Origin of the sequence: Achromobacter sp. SIMBA_011, from assembly GCF_046535435.1 — a bacterium.
GTDB classification, from domain to species: Bacteria; Pseudomonadota; Gammaproteobacteria; order Burkholderiales; family Burkholderiaceae_B; genus Achromobacter; species Achromobacter dolens.
The window spans coordinates 1-343 of sequence record NZ_JAWRWN010000158.1; the positions used below are offsets into that span (position 1 = coordinate 1).

Below are 343 nucleotides of genomic sequence, written 5' to 3' on the forward strand. Positions count from 1 at the left end.
CGCGGATCGCCGGCGCGAGCGTGCGCGCGAGCAATCGCGTCGTGTGATTGAGCGCGGCCTTCGCGGCCGCATACGGAATCGACGCGCCCTTCGGCCGTACCCCGGCATGCGAGCTGACGTTGACGACGCAACCGGCGCGCCCGCGCGACGCTGCGTCGAGCAGCGCGGGCTGGGCGAGCGCCACGAGCCGGAACGGCGCGATCACGTTGATCTCGTGCATCTCGCGCCACACGTCGGGCGTCGCGGCGGCGAGATCGTCGTGCGGAATCACGCGGCTCGCGCCCGCATTGTTGACCAGCACGTCGAGCCGCCCGTGCACCGCGAGCGCATCGCGGATCAACCG

The 343-nt window shown here is 72.3% G+C and carries 1 protein-coding gene; it reads right to left on the reverse strand.

Annotated features, from left to right (window positions below):
* Window positions 1-343 (reverse strand): SDR family NAD(P)-dependent oxidoreductase (locus tag SB816_RS30360; protein ID WP_410548037.1); only part of this gene is annotated, 343 nt, incomplete at both ends.